Source organism: Marinobacter sp. BSs20148 (assembly GCF_000283275.1).
Taxonomy (GTDB): domain Bacteria; phylum Pseudomonadota; class Gammaproteobacteria; order Pseudomonadales; family Oleiphilaceae; genus Marinobacter; species Marinobacter psychrophilus.
The window spans coordinates 2,528,601-2,553,516 of record NC_018268.1; the positions used below are offsets into that span (position 1 = coordinate 2,528,601).

Consider the following 24,916-nt stretch of genomic DNA (forward strand, 5'->3'; position numbering starts at 1 on the left):
AGCATTCACTCCCAGGACCCCTCGCGCCCTGCTCCCCGCTTACCTTCATCCCTTCATCGGAGAAATCGATGAGCACTAAGATTCCGGTACAACAAATTGACCCGGCGAACGAGTCTTCCAGCAAGAAGGGGTCTGAATCTGTTGACCTTTACGCAAGTCGCAACAAGATTTATGTCAAAGAAATAAAAGGCTTTTTCCAGCGTATCCGCACATTCAGCCTACTGGCGTTGATGGGTATGTATTTTTTGTTCGCCTGGCTGACGCTGAACGGTGATCCGTTGATTCACTTTGATCTGCCAGCCCGCGAATTCCACCTGTACGGTGCTACCTTCTTCCCGAAAGACTTCTTTCTACTGTCAGGCATGCTGATCATCAGTGCTTTTGGTCTGTTTTTTATCACCACCCTTTTAGGTCGCGTATGGTGTGGTTACACCTGCCCGCAAACGGTATGGACCTTTATCTTCATGTGGGTGGAAGAACGCATCGAAGGTGGCCGCAACAAGCGTATGAAGCTCGACAAAGCGCCCAACTCCCCCTCAAAAGTCGCAAAGAAAACCGCCAAACACTTCATTTGGCTGCTCATTGCGCTGGCAACGGGTTTGACCTTCGTTGGCTATTTTTATCCAATTCGTGAGCTGGTTGTCGATCTTTTTACCCTGCAGGCCAATGGCTGGGCTTACTTTTGGGTGGCGTTTTTCACCATCGCCACTTACTTGAATGCCGGCTGGATGCGCGAGCAGGTATGCCTGTATATGTGCCCGTACGCACGCTTCCAATCGGTTATGTTTGACCCCAACACCCGTATTGTGTCCTACGACCCTAATCGTGGCGAACCCCGCGGCGGCCGCCGGAAAGAAGTCAAACCCGATGAAGTCGGCCTGGGCGACTGCATCGACTGCGGCCAGTGCGTTCAGGTGTGCCCGACCGGTATCGACATTCGTGACGGCCTGCAGTACGAGTGTATCGGCTGCGCCCTGTGCATCGATGCCTGCGACGACATCATGGACAAGATGGATTATCCGCGAGGTTTGATTCGCTACACCACCGAAAACGAGCTGGAAGGAAAAACCTCCAAGCTACTGCGCCCGCGCACCTTCGGTTACGGCTTTATGCTAGCGCTCATGTTTTGCGCTATGGGCTACACGGTAGCCAGCCGGGTTCCAGCGCAATTAGATGTGCTGCGAGATCGTGGTGCACTGTTCAGCTTTAACGGCCAGGGCCGGATCGAAAATTCCTACACCCTGAAGCTGGCCAATATGTCTGAAGCAACGCAAATCTTCACCCTGAGCGTAAGTGGCATGGACGACATCCAGATTCTGACGCCGACCCAGATCACCGTGACAAGCGGCGAAAAATACTCGCTGCCGACCGTGGTGGACGTTCCGCCGGAATCTATTAGCCAAAGCAACAGCGATATTGTCTTCACCGCCGTTTCTGATGACGAAATTGTTCTGACGCTTGAAACTGAAAGCCGATTTGTCGGTCCAACGCGCTAGCGGCGATTGAGCCGCAACGCACCGCGTTTGAATTTAACACCGAGACATAACTATATGACCGCTGAAACACCCGTTGCACCCTGGTACCGCCAGCCCTGGTTCTGGTTTTTGACCATCGCTCCACTGGCCGCCATTACGTGGAGTATGACCATGTTGGTCGTTGCCGTTAACATGGAAGACAGCATGGTGTCAGACGACTATTCGAAGGAAGGTCGGGGTATCAACCTTGAATTAGCCCGTGACGACAAAGCCACCGAACTGAAACTGGCCGCCGACATCCAGTTTAATGGTCGCCAACTGTCCCTGGACCTGACCTCCACCGAGGATTTTCCGTATCTGGTTTTGAACCTGTTTCACCCTACCCTGGACAAGTACGATCGGGTGCTACAGTTCCGCCGCGAGAGCGCGGGCCACTATACGGCGCAGATGAATGAAAACATCGAAGGGCGCTGGTACTACGATTTGCGCGGGCCTACCAACGAATGGCGACTGAAAGGCGAAGCCTGGCTGCCAGCAGAGAAGGGACTCAGGCTGAAAGCGGGCTTGATCACAGAGTGACCCTCTTGAATTGCTTCCACTGCGGCGAGCCGGCAAACGGTGAGCCGCCTATTACCCTGCTATTGGATGACCAACAAAGGCTCTTTTGCTGCCAGGGCTGTAAAGCCGTTTGTGAAACCATCCATCGGGAAGGCCTGACCGGGTTCTACGATTTTCGTACAGAACCCGCTATTACTCCGCGACAACTGACCAACGCCGAACTTGGGCGCCTGCGCGAACTTGACCATCCTTTAGTTCAACAATCGTTTGTCAGCCCGGTAAAAGCCGGCCAGGAAGCCCAGATCTTAATTGGCGGCATTACCTGCGCAGCCTGCATCTGGCTGCTTGAAAACCACCTGCAGAGACAGGCCGGAGTGCTGTCGTTTACCGTCAACTACACCACCCAACGCGCGCGACTGGTGTGGGCCTCAGATCAGGTTCAGCTCAGCGACCTTTTGGTAGCGGTGCACCAGTTGGGCTATACCGCCCGGCCCTACCACGCAGACGAAGTAGAAAGTGCACTAAAAGTAGAACATCGCTCTATGCTGATCCGCCTGGCCGTGGCGGGCATTGGCTCGTTCCAGAGCATGATGCTGGCGTTTCCCATGTATTTTGAGATGGTCAGCGGCTTATCGTCGGATTTTATCAGCTTCTTCCGCTGGTTCAGCCTGCTAGTCGCCACCCCGGTGGTGTTTTACAGTGCCAAACCGTTTTTCCAGAACGCCAGCCGCGACCTTCGGAGCCGCCACCTGACCATGGACGTGCCGGTCGCTATTGCCATCGGCTTGGCCTTCGGCGCCAGCGCCTGGGTAACGGTAATGGGCGGCGACGAAGTCTATTTTGAATCGGTATGCATGTTCACCTTTTTCTTGTTGCTGGGCCGTTATATTGAAGTTCAGGCGCGTTATCGTGCCGGCCTGTCCGGTAACGCTCTGGTGGGCTTTCAGCCCAGAGTAGCTACACTTGTTAGCAGTCAAGACAGTGAAACCAGCATTGTTGCCACCCACAGCCTGAAAGCCGGCGACGTGGTGCGCATTCGCCCGGGCGAAACGCTACCCGTCGACGGCGAAATACTTCGCGGCCAGTCTACCCTCAACGAAGCCGCGTTAACCGGTGAGTATCTTCCGGAAACCCGAATACCCGGGGATACCGTGCACGCTGGCAGCGTTAATGGCGAAAACCCGCTGGATATCAAAGTGGTGAGTGCCGGCGCGCAAACCCGCCTTTCGAGTATTCTGCGGGTGCTTGACAGAGTGCAGTCAGAAAAACCCAAGGCAGCCCGCATGGCCGACCAGATGGCTGGCAAATTTGTCGGCCGAGTGTTGATTCTGGCGCCGCTAGTGTGGCTGGGCTGGTGGTGGTACGGCGCCGATAACGCGTTTGATATTACTCTGTCAGTGCTGGTGGTTACTTGCCCCTGCGCGTTGTCGTTGGCAACGCCCACGGCCATTACAGCAGCCACCGTAAAGCTGCGCAAACTGGGCCTGCTGCCCACCCGCGGTCATACCCTTGAGTCCATGAACGATGTCGATACCGTGGTGTTTGATAAAACCGGCACTCTGACCCGTGGTGAACTCAGTCTGTTGAGCCAGCACAGCGCTGGCACTCTGGATGCTGACCAGTGCCTGCGCCTGGCCGCCGGCCTGGAAGCGTTTTCTGAGCACCCCATTGCCAGGGTGTTTCACGATTTGCCAAAAGCCCAGGTCAGCAACGTCAAAAATTACCTGGGCGGCGGTTTGTCTGGCCACTGGGGCGACCAAACTTTGTACATCGGCCATCCACAATTTGTTGCCGAGCACAGCGGCCTGGCCTTGCCAGAAGCGCCTGAATGCACAGGTATCGCCATTTGGCTGGCCTCAGACCAGCAATGGCTGGCCCGCTTCCAGCTTGACGACCAACCCCGTGCCGATGCGGCCAACGCCATTGCGGCCCTGCACGAGCTCGGCATTCGCACCCTGTTGCTCAGCGGTGACCGCTCCGGACACGTGCAGCAGATTGCGCGGCAGCTGGGTATTGGTGAAGCCATTGGCCAGGCCTCGCCAGAAGACAAACTGGCGGTGTTACAAAAACTCAATGCCGAAGGCTGCAAGATTATGATGGTGGGCGACGGCCTGAACGATTTGCCGTCTATGGCCGGTGCCAGGGTGTCTGTGGCCATGGGCTCGGCGGCAGATCTGACCCAGCTTAAAGCCGACGCCGTTCTGCTCAATGGCCAACTGATGCAACTGGTGGAAGGTCTGGCCACAAGTCGCCAGACCCGCAAGGTTATTCGCCAGAACTTGTGGTGGGCACTGATTTACAATCTTGCCGCGCTGCCTTTGGCGGCGGCAGGCCTGGTGCCACCTTGGTTGGCGGCCATCGGTATGTCCGCCAGTTCTCTGGTGGTGGTATTAAACGCGCTGCGACTGGGCAACATGCCAACGCCCGCGCGCGAGTCACGGCCATTATTGAGTAGCATAGCGTTACCCTGATAGCCTGATTTTTTTAACCCCAAACTCCGGGAGTGCATTGTGGAAATTGTTGTGGTGCTTGTGCCAATAATGTTGATGCTGGTCACTGGTGGCATTGTTTTGTTCAACTGGGCGGTCAAAAACGGCCAGTATGACGACCTCGAAGGGCCCGCCCACCGCATTCTGTATGACGACGACAAAGACCTGATTCCGGAAGACGCCATCACCGGGCTGGAAAAAACCCGGCGCAGCGCCAGTGATGTGCAAGGCGAGCCGAAAACCAACACCGAAACCGAAACCGAAACCGAAACTGACGCAGATCCATCGAAAGCCGATGAAGCGGCCAGCAATCGTGGCAATAGCAGCACCTGATGGCGGGCGAACTTTACCTTAGCTATCCCAGCGCGTTTCTGATTGGCATTCTCGGCAGCACTCATTGCCTGGCCATGTGTGGTGGAATAAGTGCGTCGCTGTCCATGGCCATGCCAGTAGGCCAGGGGTTTCGCCTGCGCCAGACACTAACGCTGCTGGCGTTCAACGGCGGGCGCATTGGTAGCTATGCGCTAATTGCCGCCTTGGTGGCATTATTGAGCACCTCGGCGGCAAGCCAATGGGCGTCTATGGGGTTAGTATTACGCACTCTGGCAGGGCTGCTACTGATTTTTATGGGGCTGTCCATGGCGCAGTGGTGGCAGGGCATTCGCTACGTGGAAAAACTGGGGGCGCCGGTGTGGAAAAAACTGTCGCCGCTAACCCACAAACTGCTGCCGGTGCATAACCCCTTGCAGGCACTGGCGTTGGGCGCGCTTTGGGGCTGGCTGCCCTGCGGCCTGGTGTACAGCACTCTTGGCTGGGCAGCACTGCAGCCAACCGTGCCCTCAGCGGCACTGACCATGTTTTTCTTTGGCCTTGGCACCTTGCCCTCTATGCTGGCCACCGGTTATGCCGCGCGCTGGGTGCGCGGACTGCAAAGCCACCGGTTGTTCCGTAGGTTCAGCGGCGTGATGCTGATTGTGTTCGGGGTCTGGACCCTGCCGCTGATGGCATTGCTGGGCACCGGTGGCGGACACTAGCCAGAACCTGCAGCGTCACAGATTCAGGACGTCAAGGCGCCCGAACTCTTCCGCAGCCTTGCCTGAAACCGACGTAACGCCCTTCTTTGCGGCGCCATTCGGAGCAACAGAGCGCGGCGCCGACTTTCTAGAATTGTCAGCAAAATTGTATAACTGCGGGTCTGCCAGATGTGACGGTTCTACGTTACGCAAAGCGCTGAACATGGTTTCCAGACGTCCGGGGTGCTCTTCATCCCAAACCTTGAACATGTCTTTTATCACTTGGCGTTGCAGATTTTTCTGAGAGCCGCACAAGTTGCAGGGAATGACGGGATAGTTTCGCAGCTCGGCGAACCGCTCGAGGTCCTTCTCGCGGCAGTAAGCCAGCGGTCGGATAACCGTATTCCGGCCGTCGTCACTGCGGAGCAGCGGCGCCATCGACTTGAGTTTGCCACCGTAGAACATATTTAGAAACAAGGTTTCCAGCAGATCGTCACGGTGATGGCCAAGAGCAATTTTGGTGACCCCATTGGCCTCGGCAAAGGCATATAAAATCCCCCGCCGCAGGCGTGAGCACAAACCACAAGTGGTTTTGCCGGCGGGAATTTTGTCTTTAACGACGCTGTACGTATCGCGCTCGATAATATGGTATTCGATGCCCATGTCCTGCAGGTATTGCGGTAGAACATGCTGCGGGAAACCTGGCTGTTTCTGGTCCAGATTGACCGCAATCACTTCAAAGCGCACCGGTGCCTTTTTCTGCAGGCTCAGCAGAATGTCCAGCATCGCATAGGAATCCTTCCCGCCGCTGAGGCAACACATAATTTTGTCGCCGGCCTCGATCATCGCGAAGTCCGCAATCGCTTGCCCGGCTTCCCGTTGCAGACGCTTCTGCAGTTTTTGTTGCTCGTGCCGCGCGTCGGGTTTTTGCGCATCGGTTACTGGGTGCATAGCAGCTTCAACGTTGGAAAATGTTAGGCCGAATTATACCCGTCACCTTCCGCTGTTAACACTGACACAGGACCACATAGGTGCCATCAGGCTGGCAGGCGGACCCTTGTTTGCTCTACCATAAAGTCATGACCAACTCCTCAACACCCAAACAGCCCGGCGCCATTACCCACCCTGGTGATTCTCGGCCTCATGAGGCTCTGCAAAGCCACATAGCTCACCTGCAAGTTGCTCTGGAGCACGAGCTACGCCAAGCATCTGGCGGGCTGAGTGAATATACCCTGATCAAAAAACTGCAGCAGTCACCCTGGCAACTTCTGGGTGAGGTGCACTTCGATCAACCCGAGCGGTTATACCAGGTTCACTTCTTGCTGTTTCACACCCTCTATACGCTGCGCGATCAATTGGCAGAAGACGGCGAAACCCTGGCGATATCACCCATGCTGACCCGCCTTGAAAACCGCTCCGAAGAGCCTCGGCACCAGCTGTCTGACCACAGCCCGCTAGCCCAGGCAGATTCTTTGCGGGCATTCTATCTGGATCTGAATCAATACCGGCTATCCACAGCGCAGATCCACGCCATGCTTGACAACTTCTACGCCGGTCATCGGGGTGCCAATCATTATCACGACACATCGGAGGTTGCCGCAGCCGCTAACTGTCTGGGCTATGGCGACAGGCCTTTGCCAGACTGTTTTCACGAGGTAAAACAGCGTTTTCGCCGTGCCGTCATGCAGGCGCACCCCGACAGAGGCGGCAGCACCGAGCAAATCCAGAAACTTAACGCAGCCTTTGCCGTTATCAGACAGCACTATCGCGGGCGCGACTAAGTCGCTGCGGTAAGCAGCGTGAGGGCCACCCTTTAAAATGAAGGAATTTTACATGCGCCGACAGGATTTTGTAGCCACCACGCTGGCTATCGCACTGGCATTGCCTGCGGGCGCCAGCGCAGATCTGGCCATATTGCAGTACCACCACATCAGCAATAACACGCCCGGCGCCACCAGTACTTCGCTGGCACTGTTTCAAGCCCAACTGCAAATGATCGAACAACTCGGGCTGTCGGTTGAACCACTGTACGAGGCAACGCAAAAAGCCTTGGCGGGTGATGGCGGCGATGCCGTTGCCCTGAGCTTTGATGACGCCTACAGTTCTGTATATTCCAACGCAGCACCCATTTTGACGCGACTGAACTATCCCTACACCCTGTTTGTGAACACCGACACCATCGGCAACAGCGGTTTTATGACGTTACAGCAGCTGCAAGAACTGGAGTCTACGGGCCTGGCGACCATTGCCAACCACAGCGCTGGCCACGGGCACCTGGCCAAAGCACCTAACGAGAAAGTGGAGCAGTGGCGAGAGCGTGTTCGTCAAAGCCTTGATGGTGCGCAAACGTTGCTTGAAAGAGAGTTTGGAAGTGCCCCGCCAATGTTTGCCTACCCCTATGGCGAATTTGATGCAGCACTGGAACAGCAAATGAACCAGCGTGGCTGGCTGGCCTTCGGGCAGCAATCCGGCCCCGTCGGCGCAACCTCAAGCCGCACCCGACTGCCACGATTTCCCATGGCCAACGCCTATGGGCAGCTACAAGGCCTGGAGAACAAGTTGCTGAGTAAGGCTTTACCCGTGCCGGCCAAGGATCTTCCAGACGGTATTGTCAGCGCTAACCCGCCGCACCTGCGGATGACTCTGCCGAGTGGATTCACGCCAGATAAACTGACCTGCTTTGGCTCCGGCCAGGGCCGAATCAAGGTAACCGCCAACGCACAGCAGGCGAATGTTCAAGCGCCCGCTGCATTCAGCAGCCGCCGCTTTCGCTATAACTGCACCTACCCCGCAGGCGACGGACGTTTTTATTGGCTGTCCCAACCCTGGCTGAATTTATCCCGGCCAGAAGATTAAATGCCTGAGCGCCACCACAGCTGGCGCCTAGACATCACAGGCCAAACACCCAGTTCATCAACCAATAACTGGCCAAGCCGGAGCTGCTAATAGCGCCAGCCATGGCGAGGCCACCGCCGAACAGCAGCAACACACCCCAAAGCAATTTTTCAGCGATCTCCCAGTCCAGCAGAAATTTGCGCTCGCGGGTGTTCACCGGAATCAGGAACAACGCCAACGCAGCGGCAATGGCGATACCCGTATCACTCAGCCAGGGCGCCAGGTTAGCCGACAGCAACGGGCGGAATATCCAGGCGCTCGCCGTTAGTACAAACACCAGCCCCACCAGTTTTTCACCGCGGCCAAGAGGCCCAAGGGCCTCGATCTCGCGGCGGATCATTTCGCTGCTGTCATCAGCGCGACCGATACCAAAATCGACTCGGGTCAGCCACCACCACACTAGCAATAGCATCACCACAGCAACCGGCAGCCCCAGCAGCATCCATTGTGAAAAGCCCACTTCAATATCCTAGGTATCCAACAAATAAACCGCCAACAAGGCGTTGGGATGCGTGCCAATCAAGGTGGCAATACCGCCAATACTGGCGGAGTAGGCAATCGCCAGCAGTAACGCTGTGCCGAAGCGGCACAGGCCTCGACTGACATACCACCAGGCGGCGGTATAATCAGGCACGCCAAAAAGCCGGCCAAACCGACCACCAATCCGATTACCTGACTTCGCGGCAAACCTTTCGGCGGCTCCACTGACAAAGGCTGGTTGCTAATATCATTTGTTCCATTTTGTTAAGACACCGATGTAAAACCAAACACTGTATACACAACACAAAAGCGACAGGTGCTATTGGTAGATCAACCCGTTTAAGGCATACTTAATCAAATTCTTCTGTAAATTCATGCCTTCAGCATGGCACCGCAAACAGGATTCTATTCGTATGGTACCGCAACTTCTTGTCTCCCGACTGATGCACAGCGGTGCCCTTCTACATTGCGAGCCTGATACTACTATAGCCACGGCCGCCGCAATGATGGCGGAGCGAAGTGTCAGTTCCATTCTGGTTATCCGCAATGACGACGTGTTGGGCATCTGGACAGAGCGCGATGCCCTGGGCCTTGATTTTACATCATCTTCGATCTTTGCCCTGCCGGTCAGTTCGGTAATGAGCTCACCGGTTATCTCCGTGCCCACCTACATGCCCATGCAGGAAGCCGCGGTTAAATTCCGTGAAACCGGTAAACGTCACTTACTGGTGGTCGACGCCGATGGCAAGGCAGCCGGTATTCTCTCGCAAACTGACATGGCGATAAACCAAGGTATTGAACCCTATCTGCGTTTGCGAGACGTGCGCTCCGCCACCGCCACAATGCCACTGTCTATAGACGGTGATAAGACCCTGGCGGAAGCAGCGGCTAGCATGTACAAAAACCGCGCTCATGCGGCGATTATTGATTGTAAAAAGCTGGGATTGGGGATTCTTACCGAGCGCGACATAGTCCGTCTTATCAGCCGCAATACCGGTAATAAAGTGGTCGGCCCCCTGGCTAGCCGCCCATTGATAACCGTGCACGAGGACGAGCCGCTTATTCACGCCCGTGATCGCCTTATGAACCTGCGCATCCGTAACTTGGCGGTGATCAATGACGATAACCAGGTGATCGGCCTGGTGGGCTACGGTCAGATGCTTGCCGGTGTGGAACAGCTATATATGCAGGATTTACGCGCTGCACTGGAGCTTCGGGACTCGGCCCTGGCCCAGTCGCGGCGAACCCTGCAATTGGCTGAGCGGGTGATTTCCTCTTCAATGGAAGGCATCATGATTACCGATGCCAAATCGCGCATAGAATTCACTAACCCCATGTTTACCCAACTGACCGGTTACAACACGGACGATGTCATTGGTAAAACGCCGGCGCTGCTTTCGTCTGGTCGCCATGACAAAGCCTTTTACGACCAGATGTGGCAAGCCCTGGGGCGGGAAGGCGTATGGCGTGGCGAAATCTGGAACCGGCGCAAAACCGGCGAGCTGTATCTGGAATTGCTGACCATTACTGCAGTAACAGATGATGATGACATCATAACCCACTACGCGGCCCTGTTTACCGACATCACCCAGAACCGCCGCAACGAGGAACGCATTTGCCAGATGGCCTATTACGATGCGCTCACCGGCATCCCCAACCGCCGGCTGATGGAAGACCGCCTGGAACACGCTATCCGCCAGGCCCACCGCAACCGACTGGTGCTAGCCGTGCTGTTCATTGACCTGGATCATTTCAAACAGATTAACGACACTCTGGGGCATCAAGTAGGCGATTCTTTGCTGCTTCAGTTCACCGAAAGAGCACAGACCTGCCTTCGCGAGGGCGACACATTAGCCCGCCTTGGCGGCGATGAATTTGTGGTGATACTGCCAGAATTGAACAGTCCCGAAGCGGCAAAAAAGATTGCGCAGCGCTTGCTGAACAAGCACCGCGAGGACTATCAAATTGATGGCCATACCCTGAGCGCCAGCGCCAGCGTAGGCATAAGCCTGTATTCGAGCGAAGCCGACACCGCCCGTCAGCTGCTGGAGAGGGCCGATGCGGCCATGTATTCGGCCAAACGCGCCGGCCGTAACGCCATTTGCTTATTTACAAACGCCGAAAACGAAAAAAACGAAATTAGCGGGCAGATAGCGTCTGCTCATGTGCCAGCAGCGCTTTTTTGATAGCAACACCACCGTTATAGCCGCCCAGGTCGCCATTGCTGCGCAATACCCGATGGCAAGGCACCAGCACAGCCACCGGGTTGGCCCCGCAAGCGCTGGCGGCGGCGCGCACAGCTTTTGGGCACCCTGCCCGCCGCGCCAGCTCGGCGTAGCTGATGACTTCACCACTGGGAATGCTTTGTAGCGCTTGCCAGACTTGCTGCTGAAACTTCGTACCGCGCAAATCCAGAGCTAGGGGTTCCGCGCTGCGGCCGTCTGTCAGGTGGGCTTTCACTTTGCCCAGCCAACTCGGGCAAGCACTCTCTGCTTGGCATAATTGAGCGCGTGGGAAGCGGCTGCGCAATCGCTCCATTAGTGGTGGCAGTGTCTGCCCGGTCAGCAAAGCGCACACACCCGTGTCACTGCAGGCCACAAGCACCTGGCCGAGATAGCATTGCGCTGATTGCCAGGTGATGTGCTCTGCGACTTGAGATGATGACATAGCGACCTCCTCTTTTTACGCCAGCGTAAGAAAGCAGTATGGCGCAAATTTCGGCCGCCGCGTAATCAGAACCGAGCAGGCCAAATTAATTAACGCGGAATCGCCCCGCCAAAGCTTCGATATTGCCGACAGAGGCCTCAAGGCGCTCGCAGGTTGCAACGAGTTCGTCAATTTCATCAAGGCTGGCGTTTGCGGAGCTGCTGATTTCGTTTACCTGGCGAGCAACCGACTTACTTACACTTTCCTGTTCATCCATCCCCAAACGGGTTTGATCGGCTCCGTGATGAATTCGCGCCATGGCACTGCGGATCTTTTCGGCGCCTTCGGAAACACTGGCCATCAGCGTTCTGACTGCCGCCAGTTGCGAAAAGTTATTATTCATTGAGCGGACGGATTCTGATGCCTCACCCTGAAGACGCTCTACCAACGTGCGGATGGTCTCGGTGCTTTCCGTGGTTTTCCGGGCCAGGCCCCGAACCTCGTCCGCGACGACTGCAAAGCCGCGCCCGGCTTCTCCGGCCCGGGCAGATTCAATCGCGGCGTTCAATGCCAGTAGATTCGTCTGATTGGCGATACCATCGATCACTTCGGTAATTCGCCCGATGTCCTGAGACGCCTTTTCAAGTTCATGAAGCTTGGCCGCCGTGTGACCGGATTGGGTCTCGAGCTCTGCCACACAGAGGCTTCCACGTTCTGCATCGGACAGGTTCTCTGCAACCTGCTGATTTATCTCACCGACCAATTCGTGAGTTCCCCGTACTGAACCCGCCACCTCGCGAGCAGACGCCTCCATTTGGGTCATAGCCGCCGCTATGGCAACGAGTTCTTCAGACTGTCCGCGCACCCGTTCATTGAAGTCCCGGGCAAAACGGGCATTGCCTGTTGCAATAACGGCAATGTCGCCACCCGCCTGCTGCAGGCTTCCCAGAACAGTCGCCATAGCGTCTGACAACTGGTTCACGGAAGCTTTAAGGTCAATAAACTCACCCTTGGCGTTGAACTCCAGTCGGCGCGAATAATCACCCTTTGCCATGCTGGCCAAGTGCGAAAGTGTGGCCCTAAGGGGCAGGCTGATCATTCTGGCAAGCCACACCGAGGTACCCAAAGCGAACAAAACAACCAGCGATAACAACCAGTAAACCAACTGTTCGGACCGCCTGGCAGACTCGTCAAGCACCGCGACCGTTTGGGTAATCCGGTCTGAAACCGCCACTCTCATCCCGTCGAGATTATCCGCAAGATCACCCAAGTGCTGATCCACTTCCCGCCCGGCCTCAGCCAGCTTCAGGCGATTCTGACGATAACCCAAGTACTGGTTAATGATGCCGTCATCTTGATTCACCGCCGCCATAAAATGACTGATCAAAACGGGAAGCCCTTCCAGTCGCGGAACTTCTGACACTAACGCATTAATATCCGGTTCAATGATCTGGGTATTCATCCGCAGATTCTCGATGACACTCGCGAGTTTATTTGCATCGTCGGTACTGACCATTCGCATAATGAGCAGTTCAATGTTCGCCAAGTTTTCCATAATCGTAGTAAACAAGTCCCGGATATAAATATCGTCACCGGCGGGTTCCGTGCCCTCTCTCACTAAGAGCCGTTTCATTTCTGCGTTATTAGCCAGAAATGCTGACAAACCTTCGTTAACTATTTCGGAAACTTCCAACACCGAACGATTGTATTCGTCCAGCTGATCAACGGACAATTTCAACGCGATAACATTCTGTGCGACACGTTGATTTCGAGTTTGCACCACAGGAAATTTTTCTATGTTGTCTAACGAAGAAATACCATTCGCTAACATGTTTAATGTACTAATGGTTGTTTCAAGCGCAGAGAGCCTGACAGACAACACATCGGGGTCTTCTGCCGCCATCATAGAAAGCGCCTGCTTTCCGGCTTCAGCCCGGTGAGTGTCAACTTGTTGGATTTGAGCAGCGAGGGGAAAGTAGTCTGATGTCAGCTCGTGGGTGGTGTCCGAGAAAGACGACATAATGCGACTGTTAAACACGCCCCAACAAACAATGATTAAACAAAGAATCGCAAAACCAGCGTAGAGCCGGTGAATGACTGAGATTTTATTCATGTTTTTTTACTCTCACCACTAGCCCAAAATGAACTGAGCAAAAGAGCAGAAAAGGCCGACAAAAAACACGTGGGCCAGGACAGATAATGTGACCTAATATAATCGGGGGGGAAATGAGAAATTAACCAGACTCACCATGGTAACGGTGAATTGCAGGTCGCAATCGAGAGATTCGATTGCGACCTGCATCGGTCTTCGGGAGTTAGCTCTTGCGAGCGTCTTCCCAAGTTTTGAGCAGTTCATTGTAAGGTACGGTTACGCCTTGTACCTTTTCGTTGGCCAGCTTGGGCTTGGGTGCGCCCGGCTGATCCAACCAGTACTGCGGGTCACGCGGCTCGTTCAGCTTAGGACCGCAGGTTTCCAGTACGTTGGCACGTTCCAGACGCTCCATTACGCGATCTTGAGCATCTGCCAAGCCATCCAAAGCTTCCTGAGGAGTCGCTTCGCCACTGGCTGCCTGGGCAATGTACTGCCACCACAACTGGGCCAACTTCGGGTAATCAGGAACGTTGGTGCCAGTCGGCGTCCATTGAACCCGTGCCGGGCTGCGATAGAACTCAACCAGACCACCGAGCTTCGGCGCCATTTCCGACATTACGTCAGAGTTGAGGTCAGATTCGCGAATCGGCGTCAGGCCAGCAACGGTTTTTTCCAGAGACACAGTCTTGGAAACCGTGAACTGGGCGTACAACCAAGCCGCCAGGCGACGCTTCTCAGGAGTTGATTCCAGGAAGGTCCAGGAACCTACGTCCTGATAGCCCAGCTTCATGCCTTCTTCCCAGTAAGGGCCACGGGGCGAAGGCGCCATACGCCATTTCGGAGTACCGTCTTCATTTACAACCGGCAGTCCTTCTTCGATCATGCTGGCGGTAAAGGCCGTGTACCAGAAAATCTGCTGGGCGATGGCGCCCTGGGCAGGTACTGGGCCAGATTCAGAGAAGGTCATACCCGTTGCTTCGGGCGGCGCATACTTTTGCATCCATTCCACGTACTTGGTGGTCGCGTAAACCGCTGCTGGGCCGTTGGTGGCACCGCCACGGGACACGTTGGAACCGACCGGACGACAGTCTTCAACCCGAATACCCCACTCGTCTACCGGCAAGCCGTTAGGCAGGCCTTTGTCGCCGGCACCCGCCATAGAAAACCAGGCATCAGTGAAGCGCCAGCCAAGAGACGGGTCTTTCTTGCCGTAGTCCATGTGGCCGTATACTTTCTTGCCATCAATTTCTTTCACGTGAACCGAGAAAAACTCGGCAATATCTTCGTAGGCCGACCAGTTTACCGGAACGCCCAAGTCATAACCGTAGATATCTGAAAACTGCTTTTTCAGGTCTTCACGTTCAAACCAGTCAGCTCGAAACCAGTACAGATTGGCGAACTGCTGAGTAGGCAACTGATACAGTTTGCCATCAGGCCCAGTGGTAAACTCCAACCCGATAAAATCTTCAAGATCCAGCGTTGGCAGAGTTAGATCTTTGCCAGAGCCAGCCATGATGTCGTCAACTGCTACAACCTTACCGTACCGGAAGTGAGTACCGATCAGGTCGGAGTCATTCACATAGCCGTCGTAAATGTTTCGGCCTGACTGCATCTGGGTCTGCAGCTTTTCGATAACGTCGCCTTCCTGGATCAGGTTATGGGTCAGTTTGATGCCGGTAATTTCGGAGAATGCTTTAGCCAGAACGTTGGATTCATACTCGTGAGTGGCAATGGTTTCTGAAACCACGTTAATTTCCATTCCACGGAACTCTTCCGCAGCCTGGGTAAACCACGCCATCTCCGCCAGCTGCTGTTCCTTGCTGAGAGTCGACTTTTTGAATGACTCACTCACCCACTTTTCAGCCGCGTCCGAATACTGATCGGCGTAAGCTTGCAGGCTCAGACTCATACTGGCAGCGGCAATCGCGGCACTGAGTATAAGAGTTTTAGGATGTTTGTTATTTTTGAACATACCCGACCTCATTTACTTTTTATGGATGGAGCGGGACCAGACCGCACTCCGTTTTTACATCTACATCACTTATAGCACTAGAGTCCTTAAAGCGTGGTACACATTGCACGTTATACGCACTAAACGTTGTGCTCGCGAATTGGTTAATGATCGCTTTCGATCATGGATTTAAAAATAGTTCGGTTCCGAATCCTTTACAACCACTTTTAACCAAATATTGTCCATTATTTCAAGACACACTGTGCTTTTCAATGCACCGCTTTGGTTTAACCCCAGCGCAGCAACACGCCCATCCAGGCTACAGAGACCGCCAGCGCTACCCACAAGCTCACATCGCTGACCGCAAGAAAGGTCAGATGAATGTAAGCGGTCGACAGCAAGCCAATAAACAACCGGTCGCCACGAGTGGTTTCGATAGGCAAAAATCCTTTGCGCTCACGACAAGGCGAAACGACTTCGTAAACAGTCATAACCGCAAGAATCGAAGCGATCACCACAAAAAAGATTACGACCGTGGGGGTCCAGTTCATCCAGTCAATCATCAGTATTCTCCTTATACGCGTCCGAGAGCGAAGCCTTTGGCCACATGGTTACGAACGAACCAAATCACCAATATGCCGGGAATAATCGTCAGAACGCCGGCTGCCGACAGCACACCCCAATCAATACCGCTGGCCCCGATGGTCCGCGTCATGATGGCGCCAATCGGCTGGGCGTCTACAGATGTCAGAGTGCGGGCAAGCAACAGTTCTACCCATGAAAACATAAAGGTAAAAAACGCGGTTACGCCGATGCCAGAGCGGATCATTGGCAGGAATACTTTGATAAAGAACCTTGGAAAGCTGTAACCGTCAATAAAGGCCATCTCGTCGTACTCACGCGGTACACCTTTCATAAAGCCTTCCAGAATCCACACTGCCAGAGGTACGGTGAACAAACAGTGCGCAAGTGCAACGGCAATGTGTGTATCAAACAGACCAATCGACGAGTACAGCTGGAAGAATGGCAACAGGAATACCGCCGGCGGCGCCATTCGGTTGCTCAGCAGCCAGAAAAACAGATGCTTGTCGCCCAGGAATTTGTAGCGGCTGAATGCGTAAGCGGCCGGCAACGCCACCAGAAGCGTGATGACCACGTTCATGGACACATACGTCATCGAGTTCAAGTAGCCATTGTACCAACTGGGATCACTAAAAATGACCGCATAGTTATCAAGGGTGAAGATTTTTGGAAAAAACGTAAGGCCCCCCAGAATTTCCTGGTTTGTTTTGAACGACATATTCAATAACCAGTAAACCGGGGTTAGCAAAAGCGCTATAAAAAGGGTGATCGCGACGCTTTTTAAACGGGTTTGTTTCATCACACTCTCCTTATTTTTCTTTGTCAGCTTGAGTGATGGCGGTAAAGAACAGCCACGAAATCAACAGCACAATCATGAAGTAGATCAGCGAGAAGGCAGCTGCACGACCCAGGTCAAACTGTCCGATGGCCATGGTGGTCAATGTTTGGCTCAAGAAGGTGGTCGAACTGCCAGGCCCACCGCCGGTCAATACAAACGGCTCGGTATAAATCATAAAGCTGTCCATAAAGCGCAACAGCACCGCAATGATCAACACGCTTTTCAGCCGTGGAAGCTGGATGTAACGGAACACTGCCCATTTAGAGGCGCGGTCAATCTCAGCTGCTTGATAAAAGGCTTCCGGGATGGCGCGCAGGCCCGAGTAGCAAAGCAGCGCTACCAGCGGAGTCCAGTGCCACACGTCCATTAGCAAAACCGTTAACCACGCGTCGACGGTGTCGCCGGTGTAGTTGTAGTCAAAGCCAAGCTCGTTAAGACCCCAGCCAAACAGGCCAATGTCGCCCCTGGCGAAAACCTGCCAGATGGTGCCTACCACGTTCCAGGGAATCAGCAGCGGAATAGCGATCAGAATCAGACACACAGACCCTTTAATGCCAGACTTCGGCATCATCAGCGCAACGCTGATGCCCAACGGGATCTGAATAAGCAGCACAGCGCCAGAGAACATGAACTGGCGAATCAGGGAATCCTGCAAACGCTCGTCACCCAGGACCTCTTTGAACCACTCGGTACCGACGAAAAACGCCTGCCCCGGGCCAAAAATATCCTGTACCGAATAGTTTACAACGGTCATCAACGGGATCAACGCTGAAAAAGCGACCAGCAAAAATACCGGCAACACCAGCCACCACGCGCGGTTATTCTGAATTTTTTGCATCACTGCTGCTCCTGTACCAGGAATTCATCGACATACAGCTTCAGCCACTGTTGCGGGAACGAAAGGTTCGTGCGGCTGCCAATGGCGCCCTCAAACTCTTCGTTCATCCGCACTTTCATCTCCTGCTGATCCAGCTGCACGGTGATAATTTTGTAGGTACCGAGGTCTTCCATATCCAGAATCTCGGCCTCGTAGGTGTCGTCCGAAGCAGTCGGGGACAGCTGGATAAATTCCGGACGGATCCCGATTTTGATGTTTTTGGATGTGAGGCGTTTCAACAGTTCGACCTGCCACGGCGCCAGGTCTACCTGAGTAGACCTGAAACGAACCCCTGCGGCGCTACGCTCTACTTCAACCAGGTTCATACCCGGGCTGCCAATAAAGTAGCCAACAAAGGTATGGTTAGGCTGCTCGAACAACTCGGTGGGCGTGCCGAACTGAACGATCTGGCCGCCATACATCACCGCAATCTTGTCGGCAAATGTAGACGCTTCCAGCTGATCGTGGGTCACGTACACCATGGTGATGTCAAACTGCTCGTGAATCTGCTTCAGTTTGCGCCGCAGTTTCCACTTCAACTGGGGGTCAATCACCGTAAGCGGTTCATCAAACAGAATGGCCGACACGTCTTCCCGCACCAGACCGCGCCCCATGGACACTTTCTGCTTTTCGTCGGCGGTCAGATTTTTAGCCTTCTTGTAGAGCTTGTCTTCAATTTCCAGCACTTCGGCAATTTCTTGCACCCGCGCCTTGATGCGTGACTTCGGTATTTTGTTGTTCTTTAACGGAAATGCCAGGTTATCAAACACGGTCATGGAGTCGTAAACAACCGGAAACTGGAACACTTGGGCGATGTTACGATCCCGCGGCGACAGCTCGTTGACCCGCTTACCGTCAAACAGTACTTCACCTTCAGAAGGCTGAACCAGGCCGGAAATAATATTCAGCATGGTGCTTTTGCCACAACCAGATGGCCCTAGCAGAGCGTAGGCGCCGCCTTCATGCCAAACGTGGTCGAGCTGGCGAATCGCATAGTCTTCTGGCCCGCCAGGCTTATCGCTGTAGCTGTGAGCCAGTGATTTCAATTGAATTTCAGCCATTAGACAGCCCCTCCTGGTATCCGCGATGGTGTTTGCACCAACTTTTCGGCGCTGTCGAAAACGAACAGCTTGTTGATGGGCAGGTAGACCTTAACCGGGGCACCGGTGTGGTATTGGTGAACACCCATCAGCTGCATCACCATTTCAAAATGGCTGTTTTCGATGTGTATAAACGTTTCCGAACCGCTGATTTCGCTCAGCGCGACTTCCATCGAAATTTCAAGATCGTCGTCGTTGGCCGGCACCAGAGCGATGTGGCTAGGGCGAACCCCGAACCAGTAATCTCCTGGCATCAGTTTGGACAATTCTTGAGTCAAAGCATGATGGGAGTATTCATCAAACGTTACTTCGGTGTCTGTCACGCGTCCGCGGATCATATTCATCGGCGGTTCGCTGAACAGCTGCGCAGCCAGGGTATTTACCGGTGACCGGTACACATCCATAACCGGACCGTTCTGAATCACACTCCCTTCATGCAACAGCGTGGTTGTACCGCCTAACGCCAAGGCTTCGTTGGCTTCCGTGGTGGCGTATACCGCAATACACTGGCGTTCACGGAACAGGTCGCGCAGTTCGGCCCGCAGTTCTTCCCGCAATTTATAATCAAGGTTGACCAAGGGTTCATCGAACAGCACCAATGTGGCATCTTTAACCAATGCTCGCGCCATCGCCGTACGCTGTTGCTGGCCACCGGAAAGTTCAAGAGGATAGCGCTTCAGAAGGGGGCTAATCTGCAGCATCGCCGCGGTTTCTTTCACCCGGCGGTCAATCTCAGACTCAGTCATTTTCGCCAGGCGCAAAGGCGACGCGATGTTTTCATACACGGTTATGCCTGGGTAATTGATGAACTGCTGGTAGATCATCGAGACGTTCCGGGCTTGCACGCTCTGTCCGGTTACATCTTGGCCGTTGAAGATCAACCGACCTTCGTTGGGTTTATCAAGCCCGGCCATCAAGCGCATCATCGAGGTCTTGCCCGAGAGCGTTCGACCTAGCAGCACATTGAAAGAGCCAGCCTGAAAGGTGAGATTGGCATTCCGGATATAGTCGACACCGTCGACCCTGTGGGAGAGGTTCTCCAGGGTTAAGGACATATCTGTTCCTTGTTGTTCTTGTGGAAACACATCTGAGCAAATGATCGCACCCGATCTTTTGATTGCGTGTCAGGCAACGCAAAGGCCATACCAGCTTTTCGTAATTCTACGTAAGAATACTTATATTTATGATTTATATAAACTTTTTTTATACCCGTTCTTTCTAAATCGAAATTAAAGATGTTCGCTTAACACTACTTTGTTCAACTTGAACATTGACCTCAACACAAATTACACAGATTATTGAACAGTATTTAGGGCAATAATGACCAACCCGCTCCGCACATCGGCACCGAATAACTCGAAAACGAACACAGAGATGCGGCTTAATGAAAAATACCAAATACGAAATTGAACGCAGTCTGGTCGAACAATCCTGGGATCGCTGCATCGCCTGGGGCCTTGATCACGACTTCGAACCCACTCCACCGGCACCCGGTGCGGCACAGGTAGAAGAGCTGGAACGCCAATATCACGAGCTACTGGCCAGTACCGAAGCCGAAGTGCTGCCGTACTATCGCAACGTGCTTTCCAGTAGCCGCTGCCTGATTCTGCTGGCAAACCGGCACGCAACGGTGCTTAAAAGCTGGGGGGACGAGCGCGTTACTGAGGCACAGTTGAAACCCTGGTTCCAGCAAGGCGCAAACTGGCAGGAGGAGCGCTGTGGTACAAACGCCATAGGCACTGCGATTGCCACCAACAAAGCGGTGCAGATTCAGCGCAACGAACACTTTCTAAAACTCAATCGCAGCATGATTGGTTCAGCCGCGCCTATTTTTGACGCACACAAGCAGTTGGTCGGCGTACTCAGCGTATTCAGTGACGCCTACCTGCCCCAGGCTCACACTCTGGGCGTGGTTCGGTTGCTGGCGCAGTCGGTAGACAATCGCCTGCTAAAGCGGCAATTTGAGCGCGACCATTTCATGCTGACACTCAGTACCACCGCAGACAACTTCGACAGCCCCTGGTCTGGCATACTGATTTGCGATGATTTGGGGCGTGTCGTGGCCAGCAATCAACGGGCCGACCAACTGTTAAGTAGAACGACCGTTGGGGTTCGGCTGGACGACCTGTTTACGACCCATCGCAATCACATTCTTGGGCACCCAGCGCAATCTGCATTACAACTCAGCACTAAAAATCGGGTGCGCCTGAGTGCTAAAGTCCAACGACCCACGGTTGCTCAGGTACGGCCGCCCGCCCGGGCCCCGTCAGCAGTAGCAACTCAAAGCAAGGCGACAAATACAAACAGCGCCGACTTTTCAACACTCGAATACGGCGACGCAACCGTTCGCCGCTGCGCCGAGCAAAGCCTGAAAGTGCTGGAGCGCGGCGTGCCAGTGCTGATTACCGGGGAAACCGGGGTTGGCAAAGAAGTTCTGGTTAAAGCACTGCATCAGGCCACACAGCGCAAAGAGCAGGCGTTGGTTGCGGTTAATTGCGCGGCTATTCCGCTGGAGCTGGTGGAATCGGAACTGTTCGGCTACGAAGCCGGCGCCTTTACCGGAGCACGGGCGCAAGGTTCATTGGGGTTCATTCGTAAAGCTCACAAAGGCATTTTGTTTCTGGATGAAATTGGCGAAATGCCATTATCGGCACAGTCCAGGTTATTGCGGGTACTTCAGGAACGGGTGGTAACACCGGTTGGGGCCACCGACAGTATTGCGGTAGATATTCTACTGATAACAGCCACGAACCGTGCACCGGCCTTACACGTTGAATCGGGACAATTACGCGCAGACCTTTACTATCGCATCAACGGGCTGTGTGTCGAGCTGCCAGCACTTCGTGATCGCACTGACAAACACAAGCTGGTGCAACATATTTACAGCCAATACCGCGATCCAGTGCAAAGCGAGGCACTGTCGCCGCGAATTCTGGCAGCCCTGACCCATCACCCGTGGCCCGGAAATATTCGCCAACTGGTCAATGTGATCAGGGTAGCTGTTGCCATTGCCGACGGCGAAGATCTCCAGATATGGCATCTGCCCGCCGATTTTCTGGCCCAGCTTGATGCTACCGCTACCGCAAACCTGCCAGGCGCAGTTAACTCCGCCAACGGCAAGAGCGGCTCGGGGCCCACGTTTGGCGAACTGAAAAAAGTCGCGCCAGAACCCCTTGCTCACACCTTGCAGGTCTATCAAAAATGCATGGGCAACATTTCCAGCGCAGCGCGGGAGCTATCAATCAGCCGCAACACACTCTACAAGCGCCTGCGGGAACTGGGGGTGCGCTAGCGCGCGCAACCGAGGTTTATAATTCCCGCTTTGCTCAAAGCTTGTGCACCGCCTGAATCCAGCCCGCATACAATCGGTCGCGATCTGACTTCGACATCATCGGTTCAAAGCGGCGTTCGCAGCGCCATAACTCGGTGAGCTCTTCCAGCGAACCGTATACACCGGCTTTTAAGCCCGCCAAATAAGCGACGCCCAGGGCCGTGGTCTCTACCATCGACGGCCGATCGACGGTAGCGCCCAAAATATCTGCCAAGAACTGCATCACCCAGTTGTTTTTGACCATGCCACCATCGACTCGCAAAGTGATTGGACGAATACCGTCTTTCTCCATGGCTTTCTGCAGATCTTTGGTCTGATAACACACCGACTGCAATCCGGCGGTCACAATTTCCTTGATGCCGGTATCGCGGGTCAGGCCAAAAATAGCACCGCGGGCGTTAGGGTCCCAGTAAGGTGCACCCAGCCCGGTAAACGCCGGCACCAAATAAACGCCGTGATCTACCGGCGTGCCTTCCGCCAGCGGTTCGGCCTCGGATGCGTTACTGATCAGTTGCAAACCATCGCGCAGCCACTGAATCGTTGCCCCGGCAATAAAGATACTGCCCTCTATCGCATAGGTCGGTTTACCCTTCAGGCGGTAGGCGACCGTTGTCAGCAAGCGATGCTCGGATTGCAGCGCTTTATCGCCGGTATTGAGCATTAAAAAACAACCGGTGCCGTAGGTGCTCTTTGCCATACCAACCTCGAAACAGGTCTGGCCGAACAACGCCGCCTGCTGATCGCCGGCAACCCCTAAAACAGACACGCCGTTCAGGGCACCGCCTTCCGTGATTTTGCCAAAATCGTCTGACGAGTCCATCACCTCGGGCAGCAAGGACGCAGGAATGTCGAATAATTCCAGTAGCTCTTCATCCCACTGCTGGGTATGAATATTGAACAGCAACGTGCGGCTGGCGTTGGTTGCGTCGGTGCGGTGTACCTGCCCCCCTGTGAGCTTCCACAACAGAAAACTGTCAACGGTTCCAAAAGCCAGTTCCCCACGTTCCGCCCGCTCTCGCGTGCCGGGAACATTTTCCAGGATCCAACGGATTTTTGTGGCAGAAAAATAAGGGTCTATTAACAGTCCGGTTTTGCTGTGCACTGCGGGTTCATGGCTGGACGACTTCATTGTTTTACAGTAATCGGCAGTTCGACGATCCTGCCAAACAATCGCGTTATAAACCGGCTCGCCGGTTTTCCGATCCCATATAATGGTGGTCTCACGTTGATTGGTAATACCCACCGCGACCACTTCGTCATTAACACCGAACTCTTCTGCCATCACGTCGTCACAGGTACTTTTCACCGTTGACCAGATGTCTGCAGGCTTATGCTCTACCCAGCCACTGTCAGGAAAATGCTGTGGAAACTCCTGCTGCCGTACCGCATGAATATTGCCGTGCAAATTAAAAAGAATGGCGCGGGAACTGGTGGTTCCCTGATCTATGGAAAGTATATATTGACTCATTTTTTGTAGACCTCGCTTTCTTATTTGTTCGAATTTTTACTTTTTTGAACATGAATGCCAAGAAGTTTCGCCTATATCTGCACTCCACTCACCTCTACTGGACCCGAACGGCTGCATACAACATCGAAAACGACTAAACTTTTATAGTATTTTCAATTAAACACACAATCATACAAAAAGAACCCAAAGTGGAGGATGTTGAATGGCTCAGCGGCGCCGACAGGATTTGATTATGGAACTGATCCAGCACAACGGGTTTGTAACCACCGAACAGCTGGTAGAACAGTTCAAAGTAACGCCGCAAACCATTCGCCGAGACTTGAACGAGCTAGCAAAACATAAAAAGCTAAGGCGCCATCACGGTGGCGCGGGCATAGACTCAAGCACCGTCAACACCGATTATCAGGCTCGCAAGATTATGGACCTGGACGCCAAAGAACGCATTGCCGAAGCCATGATCAAGCTGATTCCCGACAATTCCTCGATGTTCATCAATATTGGCACAACCACTGAAACCATTGCCAAAGCCTTGCTTGAGAAGAAAAACTTGCAGATTGTAACCAACAATTTGCATGTAGCCTCTATTTTATCCGCCAAAGACGACTTCCACGTTATTATCGCAGGTGGCGAAGTACGTAGTCGCGATGGTGGCATTGTAGGCGAAGCCACACGAGATTTTATCAATCAGTTCAAAATGGATTTTGGCATTATCGGCATCAGCGGTATTCACAACGACGGCTCACTACTGGATTTTGATTACCGCGAAGTGCGGGTAGCCCAGTCAATCATTGCCAATTCCGGTCAAGTTCTGCTGGCGGCGGACCACTCCAAGTTTGGCCGCAACGCCATGGTTCGGCTAGGCAACATCACCCAAGCCGATCACGTATTTACTGACCAGCCACCCCCCCCGGAAATCTCGCGACTGCTCATTGAGCACGATGTTACCCTTCATTTAGTCTGATTTTTGTGGAACTAGTTGGATTGTTGCTTTATATGTCCTTTTATTTTCGCTTTTTTTCCATTTTTTCCTTTACGAATATATCGAGCTTCCGCATACTAGATTTTTTAGCGCGTATGAACTCTGAAAAGCGCGCATAACCAGAAAGCGCCCTTTCGAATGG

20 protein-coding genes and 1 pseudogene are annotated in these 24,916 nt (G+C 53.8%); 10 read left to right on the forward strand and 11 right to left on the reverse strand.

Annotated elements, in window-relative coordinates; all coding sequences use genetic code 11:
- The first annotated feature begins 68 nt into the window (after positions 1 to 68).
- From ccoG to MRBBS_RS11500, 5 genes are read left to right on the forward strand one after another with little or no spacing between them, the layout of a single operon-like run.
- Entirely contained in the window at positions 69 to 1,496 is a 1,428-nt protein-coding gene (gene ccoG / locus MRBBS_RS11480) for a cytochrome c oxidase accessory protein CcoG (RefSeq protein ID WP_014871687.1), read from the forward strand.
- A 54-nt stretch (positions 1,497 to 1,550) separates the two neighbouring features.
- On the forward strand, positions 1,551 to 2,054 hold the full coding sequence (locus MRBBS_RS11485; RefSeq protein ID WP_014871688.1) for a FixH family protein: 504 nt from the start codon (positions 1,551 to 1,553) through the stop codon (positions 2,052 to 2,054).
- Positions 2,051 to 4,504 (forward strand): heavy metal translocating P-type ATPase, encoded by a 2,454-nt coding sequence (locus MRBBS_RS11490; protein WP_041635269.1) that lies wholly within the window; start codon positions 2,051 to 2,053, stop codon positions 4,502 to 4,504. The genes MRBBS_RS11485 and MRBBS_RS11490 overlap by 4 nt, the downstream gene beginning before the upstream one ends.
- A gap of 39 nt (positions 4,505 to 4,543) precedes the next feature.
- The gene (gene ccoS / locus MRBBS_RS11495; RefSeq protein WP_014871690.1) at positions 4,544 to 4,855 is read left to right on the forward strand and encodes a cbb3-type cytochrome oxidase assembly protein CcoS; all 312 of its coding nucleotides are present in this window, start codon (positions 4,544 to 4,546) and stop codon (positions 4,853 to 4,855) included.
- Positions 4,855 to 5,556, forward strand: coding sequence for a sulfite exporter TauE/SafE family protein (locus MRBBS_RS11500; RefSeq protein WP_014871691.1), 702 nt, complete (start codon positions 4,855 to 4,857; stop codon positions 5,554 to 5,556). The genes ccoS and MRBBS_RS11500 overlap by 1 nt, the downstream gene beginning before the upstream one ends.
- A 15-nt stretch (positions 5,557 to 5,571) precedes the next feature.
- Here MRBBS_RS11500 and ttcA read toward each other — a convergent pair whose 3' ends face one another.
- Entirely contained in the window at positions 5,572 to 6,486 is a 915-nt protein-coding gene (gene ttcA / locus MRBBS_RS11505; protein WP_014871692.1) for a tRNA 2-thiocytidine(32) synthetase TtcA, read from the reverse strand.
- Between the two features lie 128 nt (positions 6,487 to 6,614).
- Here ttcA and MRBBS_RS11510 point away from each other — a divergent pair, with 128 nt between their 5' ends.
- Positions 6,615 to 7,316 (forward strand): DNA-J related domain-containing protein, encoded by a 702-nt coding sequence (locus MRBBS_RS11510; protein ID WP_041635270.1) that lies wholly within the window; start codon positions 6,615 to 6,617, stop codon positions 7,314 to 7,316.
- A gap of 52 nt (positions 7,317 to 7,368) precedes the next feature.
- Positions 7,369 to 8,391 (forward strand): polysaccharide deacetylase family protein, encoded by a 1,023-nt coding sequence (locus MRBBS_RS11515; RefSeq protein WP_014871694.1) that lies wholly within the window; start codon positions 7,369 to 7,371, stop codon positions 8,389 to 8,391.
- 34 nt (positions 8,392 to 8,425) lie between these two features.
- Here the strand turns inward: MRBBS_RS11515 and MRBBS_RS11520 are convergent.
- A pseudogene (locus tag MRBBS_RS11520) lies at positions 8,426 to 9,016 on the reverse strand (SLC13 family permease); the annotation flags it as partial.
- Between the two features lie 307 nt (positions 9,017 to 9,323).
- Here MRBBS_RS11520 and MRBBS_RS11525 point away from each other — a divergent pair.
- The gene (locus tag MRBBS_RS11525; protein WP_014871697.1) at positions 9,324 to 11,096 is read left to right on the forward strand and encodes a diguanylate cyclase domain-containing protein; all 1,773 of its coding nucleotides are present in this window, start codon (positions 9,324 to 9,326) and stop codon (positions 11,094 to 11,096) included.
- Here MRBBS_RS11525 and MRBBS_RS11530 read toward each other — a convergent pair.
- The 8 genes from MRBBS_RS11530 to MRBBS_RS11565 all read right to left on the reverse strand — a co-directional run bounded on the left by MRBBS_RS11530 (position 11,050) and on the right by MRBBS_RS11565 (position 20,051).
- Positions 11,050 to 11,577, reverse strand: a complete 528-nt coding sequence (locus tag MRBBS_RS11530; protein ID WP_014871698.1) for a methylated-DNA--[protein]-cysteine S-methyltransferase — start codon at positions 11,575 to 11,577, stop codon at positions 11,050 to 11,052. The two genes, MRBBS_RS11525 and MRBBS_RS11530, sit on opposite strands and share 47 nt — an antisense overlap.
- Before the next feature lie 85 nt (positions 11,578 to 11,662).
- Positions 11,663 to 13,669, reverse strand: coding sequence for a methyl-accepting chemotaxis protein (locus MRBBS_RS11535; RefSeq protein WP_014871699.1), 2,007 nt, complete (start codon positions 13,667 to 13,669; stop codon positions 11,663 to 11,665).
- A gap of 202 nt (positions 13,670 to 13,871) precedes the next feature.
- Complete coding sequence (locus MRBBS_RS11540) at positions 13,872 to 15,620, reverse strand: ABC transporter substrate-binding protein (RefSeq protein ID WP_014871700.1); 1,749 nt, start codon at positions 15,618 to 15,620, stop codon at positions 13,872 to 13,874.
- 266 nt (positions 15,621 to 15,886) lie between these two features.
- Positions 15,887 to 16,162: a DUF2160 domain-containing protein gene (locus MRBBS_RS11545; RefSeq protein ID WP_014871701.1), complete on the reverse strand. Its 276-nt coding sequence runs from the start codon at positions 16,160 to 16,162 to the stop codon at positions 15,887 to 15,889.
- 11 nt (positions 16,163 to 16,173) lie between these two features.
- Positions 16,174 to 16,980: a carbohydrate ABC transporter permease gene (locus MRBBS_RS11550; RefSeq protein ID WP_041635271.1), complete on the reverse strand. Its 807-nt coding sequence runs from the start codon at positions 16,978 to 16,980 to the stop codon at positions 16,174 to 16,176.
- Positions 16,981 to 16,990: 10 nt separating this feature from the next.
- A complete protein-coding gene (locus MRBBS_RS11555; protein WP_014871702.1) occupies positions 16,991 to 17,857 on the reverse strand; it encodes a carbohydrate ABC transporter permease in 867 nt (288 codons plus the stop codon).
- Entirely contained in the window at positions 17,857 to 18,957 is a 1,101-nt protein-coding gene (locus MRBBS_RS11560) for an ABC transporter ATP-binding protein (RefSeq protein ID WP_014871703.1), read from the reverse strand. The genes MRBBS_RS11555 and MRBBS_RS11560 overlap by 1 nt, the downstream gene beginning before the upstream one ends.
- Positions 18,957 to 20,051 (reverse strand): ABC transporter ATP-binding protein, encoded by a 1,095-nt coding sequence (locus tag MRBBS_RS11565; protein WP_014871704.1) that lies wholly within the window; start codon positions 20,049 to 20,051, stop codon positions 18,957 to 18,959. Before MRBBS_RS11565 ends, MRBBS_RS11560 begins: the two co-directional genes overlap by 1 nt.
- 329 nt (positions 20,052 to 20,380) lie before the next feature.
- On the opposite strand from MRBBS_RS11565, the gene MRBBS_RS11570 reads away from it, so the two are divergent.
- Complete coding sequence (locus tag MRBBS_RS11570) at positions 20,381 to 22,288, forward strand: sigma-54-dependent Fis family transcriptional regulator (protein WP_014871705.1); 1,908 nt, start codon at positions 20,381 to 20,383, stop codon at positions 22,286 to 22,288.
- 34 nt (positions 22,289 to 22,322) lie between these two features.
- On the opposite strand, the gene glpK is transcribed toward MRBBS_RS11570, so the two are convergent.
- Entirely contained in the window at positions 22,323 to 23,795 is a 1,473-nt protein-coding gene (gene glpK / locus MRBBS_RS11575; RefSeq protein ID WP_014871706.1) for a glycerol kinase GlpK, read from the reverse strand.
- Between the two features lie 202 nt (positions 23,796 to 23,997).
- Here glpK and MRBBS_RS11580 point away from each other — a divergent pair, with 202 nt between their 5' ends.
- Positions 23,998 to 24,756, forward strand: coding sequence for a DeoR/GlpR family transcriptional regulator (locus MRBBS_RS11580; protein WP_014871707.1), 759 nt, complete (start codon positions 23,998 to 24,000; stop codon positions 24,754 to 24,756).
- Positions 24,757 to 24,916: the final 160 nt, after the last annotated feature.

Coding starts and splice junctions, on each gene's coding strand:
- ccoG (WP_014871687.1), top strand. CDS start 69: ATGAGCACTAAGATTCCGGTACAACAAATTGACCCGGCGAACGAGTCT.
- MRBBS_RS11485 (WP_014871688.1), top strand. CDS start 1,551: ATGACCGCTGAAACACCCGTTGCACCCTGGTACCGCCAGCCCTGGTTC.
- MRBBS_RS11500 (WP_014871691.1), top strand. CDS start 4,855: ATGGCGGGCGAACTTTACCTTAGCTATCCCAGCGCGTTTCTGATTGGC.
- ttcA (WP_014871692.1), bottom strand. CDS start 6,486: ATGCACCCAGTAACCGATGCGCAAAAACCCGACGCGCGGCACGAGCAA.
- MRBBS_RS11510 (WP_041635270.1), top strand. CDS start 6,615: ATGACCAACTCCTCAACACCCAAACAGCCCGGCGCCATTACCCACCCT.
- MRBBS_RS11515 (WP_014871694.1), top strand. CDS start 7,369: ATGCGCCGACAGGATTTTGTAGCCACCACGCTGGCTATCGCACTGGCA.
- MRBBS_RS11525 (WP_014871697.1), top strand. CDS start 9,324: ATGGTACCGCAACTTCTTGTCTCCCGACTGATGCACAGCGGTGCCCTT.
- MRBBS_RS11530 (WP_014871698.1), bottom strand. CDS start 11,577: ATGTCATCATCTCAAGTCGCAGAGCACATCACCTGGCAATCAGCGCAA.
- MRBBS_RS11535 (WP_014871699.1), bottom strand. CDS start 13,669: ATGAATAAAATCTCAGTCATTCACCGGCTCTACGCTGGTTTTGCGATT.
- MRBBS_RS11540 (WP_014871700.1), bottom strand. CDS start 15,620: ATGTTCAAAAATAACAAACATCCTAAAACTCTTATACTCAGTGCCGCG.
- MRBBS_RS11545 (WP_014871701.1), bottom strand. CDS start 16,162: ATGATTGACTGGATGAACTGGACCCCCACGGTCGTAATCTTTTTTGTG.
- MRBBS_RS11550 (WP_041635271.1), bottom strand. CDS start 16,980: ATGAAACAAACCCGTTTAAAAAGCGTCGCGATCACCCTTTTTATAGCG.
- MRBBS_RS11555 (WP_014871702.1), bottom strand. CDS start 17,857: ATGCAAAAAATTCAGAATAACCGCGCGTGGTGGCTGGTGTTGCCGGTA.
- MRBBS_RS11560 (WP_014871703.1), bottom strand. CDS start 18,957: ATGGCTGAAATTCAATTGAAATCACTGGCTCACAGCTACAGCGATAAG.
- MRBBS_RS11565 (WP_014871704.1), bottom strand. CDS start 20,051: ATGTCCTTAACCCTGGAGAACCTCTCCCACAGGGTCGACGGTGTCGAC.
- MRBBS_RS11570 (WP_014871705.1), top strand. CDS start 20,381: ATGAAAAATACCAAATACGAAATTGAACGCAGTCTGGTCGAACAATCC.
- glpK (WP_014871706.1), bottom strand. CDS start 23,795: ATGAGTCAATATATACTTTCCATAGATCAGGGAACCACCAGTTCCCGC.
- MRBBS_RS11580 (WP_014871707.1), top strand. CDS start 23,998: ATGGCTCAGCGGCGCCGACAGGATTTGATTATGGAACTGATCCAGCAC.